At 38.6% G+C, this 5,979-nt stretch carries 5 protein-coding genes; all 5 read left to right on the top strand.

Annotated elements, in window-relative coordinates; genetic code table 11:
* Window positions 1-446 precede the first annotated feature (446 nt).
* Complete coding sequence (locus CBW22_RS22955; RefSeq protein ID WP_088517963.1) at window positions 447-1,664, top strand: tyrosine-type recombinase/integrase; 1,218 nt, start codon at window positions 447-449, stop codon at window positions 1,662-1,664.
* Window positions 1,657-3,177 (top strand): site-specific integrase, encoded by a 1,521-nt coding sequence (locus CBW22_RS22950; protein ID WP_088517962.1) that lies wholly within the window; start codon window positions 1,657-1,659, stop codon window positions 3,175-3,177. Before CBW22_RS22955 ends, CBW22_RS22950 begins: the two co-directional genes overlap by 8 nt.
* Complete coding sequence (locus tag CBW22_RS22945) at window positions 3,170-5,002, top strand: hypothetical protein (protein WP_088517961.1); 1,833 nt, start codon at window positions 3,170-3,172, stop codon at window positions 5,000-5,002. Before CBW22_RS22950 ends, CBW22_RS22945 begins: the two co-directional genes overlap by 8 nt.
* A gap of 13 nt (window positions 5,003-5,015) precedes the next feature.
* Window positions 5,016-5,435 (top strand): hypothetical protein, encoded by a 420-nt coding sequence (locus tag CBW22_RS22940; RefSeq protein WP_088517960.1) that lies wholly within the window; start codon window positions 5,016-5,018, stop codon window positions 5,433-5,435.
* 95 nt (window positions 5,436-5,530) lie between these two features.
* Window positions 5,531-5,950, top strand: a complete 420-nt coding sequence (locus tag CBW22_RS22935; RefSeq protein ID WP_088517959.1) for a hypothetical protein — start codon at window positions 5,531-5,533, stop codon at window positions 5,948-5,950.
* Window positions 5,951-5,979: the final 29 nt, after the last annotated feature.

The raw sequence follows: 5,979 nt of genomic DNA, 5'->3' as shown, positions 1-5,979 counted from the left end.
CCCACATATTATCTATGTTGTTTTTTATATCGATCATTGGTAGTCCTTCTTAAATAACCAATAAGTAGCTTATTTTAAAATAATGTCAACTATTGACAAGGTTAAATATTATGATATTTAAAATACATGCCGCTTGATAAGCGATAATGAAGTTGGAAAGAATTTTGATTATAACAGGTAAGAATTTTGCAAAATACTTTACGGAAATAATGCGAAGTTAGTTATACCAAGCTTTGCAGAGGGTTTTTAAGGTATCAGGTAAATAGAAAATGCCTATTATATACCTAATGCAGATTTGCAAAGAAAAATTTAGATCCATTCTTTATTGACAACTGTTGAGCGATATATTAATAGAATAATTCTGCAAAATATGTATATGTTATTGTTTTTAAATATTTAACTTATACGTGGTTTGCAAAAAAATTAAATATAAATAAGGGGAAGTTATGGAAAGATATGGTATTAAAACATTTAAAATGAAGAGTGGAGAACGTTACTGCATAATAAAAAACAAGAAGGAAGGTATCCCGGTGTTTTATCCGTGTTTATTTATTTCAACACAACTGAGAAACAGTGATGATTCGATAAAAACAATTGAGACTCAGGCAGGGTGTATCGCACTTTTTTATCGGTTTCTTTTTATACGTAACATAGACATTGAAGAGCGAATTCAAACAGCAAGATTCTTGGATAATAACGAAATTGATCTTCTGCGGGATTTTTCCGGGAAAAGGATGAGGACTGCGAAAGTGATTAATATTAAAGATCATCAGCCTGGAGTATGCAGTGCGACAAAGTATATACGGCTTACGACAATAGCAAAATATCTCGAATGGTTGTGTCTGCTAACTATTAAAAATGTAGATGATGCCTACATGAAAATTTCCTATTTTGTAAGGAAAATAAAAGCCAGAAGGCCGAAGATAAAATACAGGAATTCAGAAGGAAACATCTATAAAACAATCGAAGAAGAAGACATGGATATCCTTCTTTCAGTTATTGATCCTAAATGTGAATTCAATCCATTCAACAAAAAAGTTCGCCAGAGAAATCAGCTTATAGTCATGATATTACATTCATTAGGGATAAGGTGTGGCGAGTTATTGAACCTGAGAGTAGAAGATATAGATTTTTCGGCGCAAATGCTTTTCATAAGAAGGAGGGCGGACAGTATTGAGGACACAAGAGTCAATCAGCCCCTCGTAAAAACGATTGAAAGAGATTTACCCATGTCTGACGAACTTACTAGACTTCTCCATTCATATATTACAGGAGAAAGAAAAGCCAACATCAGAAAGAAAAAGCATGGATATCTTTTTATTACGCACAAAGAAGGAGAGACACGTGGCGATCCTCTGTCCGTTCCTGCATACCATAAGATCATTTATAGACTGAGAGGCATTGACTCAGGTTTAAGCAAGTTGACTGGACATAAGTTCAGACACACCTGGAACTATTTATTTTCGAAACTGATGGATGAAAGCACCGAGCATGTGAGTGAAGAGATGCAAGAGAAAATGCGTTCCAATCATATGGGTTGGGAGCCAGGTTCTGGAACAGCACAAACCTACAACAGACGATTTATCGTTTCAAAAACAGAGGAAGCAGCCCTGGCAATTCAGAAAGGTATTTTCCAAAAGCTCAGCGGGGTATCTTATGAATAAATTAAAGTCAATGAACGCGCATCAAGATATCTTTCATGCAAAAAACGAAGGTTACACATTCGGATTAGAAGATGAATTCTGGGAGTTAAGTAGAAATATTAAGTTGAATGTGGGTGAGGTCACTGAAAAGTTGTCAGATAACCTCAGATACGGTTACGTAAATACACTGAAATATTTCGCAGAAGAAATCAGCCCCGGTTCTGTTAAGCAAATTAACAGGTGTTTTTTGAAGCTAATTTCAGTTATGAGTTTTGATTTATTTGACGAAACCGTAATGTTAACAACAAAGTCAAATGATAAGTTCTCAAACCAGGATCTCAGTTGTCTAAGGATCCTAATTAAAAAATGGTATGAGTTAGGTTTTAAGGGGGTTACCAAAAGCTGTGTTGACCTCGTTGATGCTTGGACGATTAAAGATAATAAAAAAGGTGAGGTTGTTAAAAGACGAGACCCACTTCAGGGGCCTCTGACAGACATGGAGTTTGATAACTTTTATGATGCTGTCTCACGTGCATACCATAAGGGTACGATATCCTATTCTGATCTTGCAATGGCCTTAATCATTATTCACACAGGCAGAAGAAGTTTACAAATCACACAGATAAAAACGAAAGATATCATAAAAGAAGGAGCCATAAACGAGTGCTATATAAATATCCCTAGAATAAAACAGGGCGAAAAGTATAGAGCCTCATTCAGACGATTCAGAATTACAGGTGAATTATTCAATATTTTTAAAGAGCAGTCGCGTATTGTCTCTAAGAGTTTTAGCAGGCAGCTCGGCAGAAAACTCTCAGAGAAAGAGATATTAGAATTACCATTATTTTTCTGTCAGGAAAGACTTGAAGGGGTTGTTGATTGTGAGAATTTACATGAGATTCTGTCTTCAGACAGGCTACATGCTTATGCGTTAAAGTGTACCCAAACGCTCAAAAGAATCGCCATAACAGAGAACGTGGTTTCGGAAAGGACGGGTAAAGTAATAAACATGAATGCCAGGCGGTTTCGCTACACGTTAGGTACACGGCTTGCAAGAGAAGGTTACGGAGAGGTGGTAATAGGAGAATTACTTGATCACTCTACCTTAATGTATACAGGCGTTTATGTTCAATCGGGTCCAGAAAGTTTAAATAAAATCGAAGATGCTGTTTCCGCTGAGCTCGGATATTACGCAAAAATGTTTCAGGGAGTGCTTATTAACAAAAGTGAGCATAAATATCCAGGCGGCAACATCAGAATTAATACTGGTGAAAATTCAGGGCAGTGCGCTAATTGCAAATCCTGCACAGCTTGTGTCCCAATACCCTGTTATACCTGCATGCATTTCAGACCTTTTGTTGAAGGGCCGCATGAAAAACTACTTAAATACTTACTCGATGAGCGTCACATGATTCAGTGCATAGTGGAAGATCCTGTCACTACGCAAATACTGGACAGAACGATCATTGCTGTATCAGAGGTAATAAATAAGTGCAAAGAATTTAAATCAAACCCGGAGGTGTTAAATGAATAATGTCAAAAATGAGAAAGTGAGCGTACTTGAAACGAACAGGGAAAAATATTGCGCACAGAAGATTCATGAATTTAAGAACTACAGTCGGTTCACTCTTAATAAAAACGGTCTTGTAAACTGGGAGGAAGTTAACTGGCCAAACGTTTTCCTTTTCACTAAAACCCCAGCCAAAGGGGTAAAAAAAACCTCCATTATTGTAAATGAGCCATTAGACACGAATTTTATTGAATTCGCTAAAAGCTATGTACTTTACCATTACATGAATGGGGGCAAGAAAATTAATAAGCGTCTTAATATCGTCTTCAGAACACTTGAGGCAGCCCTACTGCAGGTCAATGGGCGAAGTCATGTTCAGTACGTTAATCTTACTGCTCTGAACCAGTGCGTTGTCACCTTAAAAAGCACATACACTAAAGCAGTAGCGCACGCCTGCGGCAAAGTTCTTGAAGGGCTGGTTTCATTTCTCAGAGAAAAAGAATTCCTGGTCACGCAGTCACTGCTCTGGAAGAGCCCACTCAAAGCGCAGGAATCAAGCAACAAGCTCACTAAAACTGCACAAGAGGCCCGTGAGGCAAAGTTACCTGACGAAGAGTCATTGAATGCTATAGCAGAAATTTTCGCATTGCCAAAAGACCAGCTTTCAGAATTGGATTTGTTCGTAAGCTCCGTCTTTGCGTTGCTTATGTGTGCACCTTCAAGAGTAACCGAAATTCTGACGCTGCCTGCTGATTGTGAGATGCGTGAGGAGGATAGAGAAGGAAAGCTGAGGTATGGGTTAAGATTTTATTCCGAAAAAGGCTTTTGTGGAAATGTGAAATGGATCCCAGAAGTCATGGTTCCAGTTGCTGAGGTTGCGATAAAAAATCTGAAGGGGCTTTCAGAGGGATCCCGAGCCTATGCCAGAGAGATTGAACTTACTGGTGAGGATATCGAAAATTATCCAGACTTCCCTTGGTACGATAAAGAAAAGAACATACGTTACAGCAACGCACTATGCCTGCTGTTCCGGTATCAACTCAGCACAAGTATTAAAACACAAAGAAGTCTTTTCAGACCAACTGCCGCACTTGTCAGCGCCAATCTGGGTAGCACTGAGTATCGCAGGGCACACTCTGTCTCTACAATTTTTGACAGGCACGGCTACAGAGGGTCAAAAGGGAATAACCTTTCACTCAGAAGTCACCAGGCAAGACACTTGCTCAATACGATTGCACAAGGCGGTGGGCTAGGAGATTTTGAACTGGCTAAGTGGTCAGGACGAGTGAGGGAAACACAGAACAGAACCTATAACCACGTCAGCCAGGAAAAGAAGATCCAGGAGGCAATTAAGCTTGGTGTGCAAAATATTGGCATTAAGCCAGAAAAAACTATCCCTCGAGCAATAGCAAACCCTGAATGGCGTATTGATGTTAAAGATATAGGCCATGCAGCCATTCACGTGACAGAGTTCGGCTACTGCACTCATGACTACGTAATATCTCCGTGTACGAAGTTCAGGGACTGTATCAACTGCAGCGATCATATATGTGTCAAAGGGGACAAAGACTCGCTGGACAGGTTAGAGGCCAAGGCGTCAGATACGGAGCAGATCCTGGAGAAGGCAAAAATCGATATGGATGCGGAAGAATACGGAGCCGAAAAATGGTTTGTTTTTCATGAAAAAACACATGCAAGACTTCAGGATTTGATTGCATTGCTCACAAGCAAAAATCTCGAGCACGGAGCATTGGTAAGAATGAATGGCGACGATTTTACGCACATGAAAAATCTTACATCTGTAAACAGTACTGAAGAAATCGAAAACAAAAGAAAAGAAATCAAATAAAAAGGAGAATTATATGGCTAAACATTTAGATAGTAAGGATATCAATATAATTAAGAACCTTATAGCAGGCTGGGATTGCGAGAAGTCAGGAAAGCTTTCATGGGAATATCTTTGTGATAAGCTTGAGCCGCTGATTGGCAAGCGGCCGACCCGTCAGTCACTGGGGCTGCACAAAGATATTGTCATGGCGTTCAATCTTAAGAAGAAGAAAATCAAATCAGGGGTTGATGAGGTCAAACGACCTGCCAATTTGAGAATTGCCTCGCAGCGTATCAGTAATCTTGAATCTAAAAATAAGCTTTTGAAAGAAGAGCTCAGAAATTTAGAGGAGATGTTTGTAGTATGGCAATACAATGCAATGAACTATGGTGTTAGTTTTGAGAAACTTAATGCTGAATTGCCAAAGATAGACAGGGAAACAAATGCTGACTAATTATTGAGTTGCGCAGGTGTTGCGCAATTTAATTAATGTGTTATGTTGTATATACAACCAAGGATTGGTTGCTCAATTTTGCAAGGATGCAATCTATGAAAATAAAGGACGTTCTTTCAAAGGAAGAAAAGCTACTTTTGCTTTTGCAGATGTTCATTGAAAGATTAAAAAAATCAGGTTTCCCGCATAGTAAGATAGTTCGATACATCTGGTTATTCTGTATTGGTTACTACATAAAATATTATCTTCCTCAATCAAAAACAGAGTTGATAGATCGCTTCACTATCATATCTATGCTCTCGAACGCTTTGAAATCGAGCTCTCACCGAGTCATCGCAAAACTGGGCTATGAGCATGAGATTACTTTTTTCTTTCGGGCTTTAATCCACTATGTCATTGATAATGAGGATGAAGCAGAGAGCATTTATCATGAAGAGCGAATTAAATATGAGAAAGAAATACTTCTTAATCAGAATTTTATGATAATAAAAAAAGGGAAGCGAAGTAGAATTTAAATGTAGCCGAGATATGCATTGATTTAAAC

This window comes from Pantoea sp. VS1 (assembly GCF_002207995.1).
Lineage (GTDB): Bacteria > Pseudomonadota > Gammaproteobacteria > Enterobacterales > Enterobacteriaceae > Pantoea > Pantoea dispersa.
The sequence above is the reverse complement of the archived record's forward strand: the minus strand, read 5'-3'. Positions and strand labels throughout refer to the sequence as shown.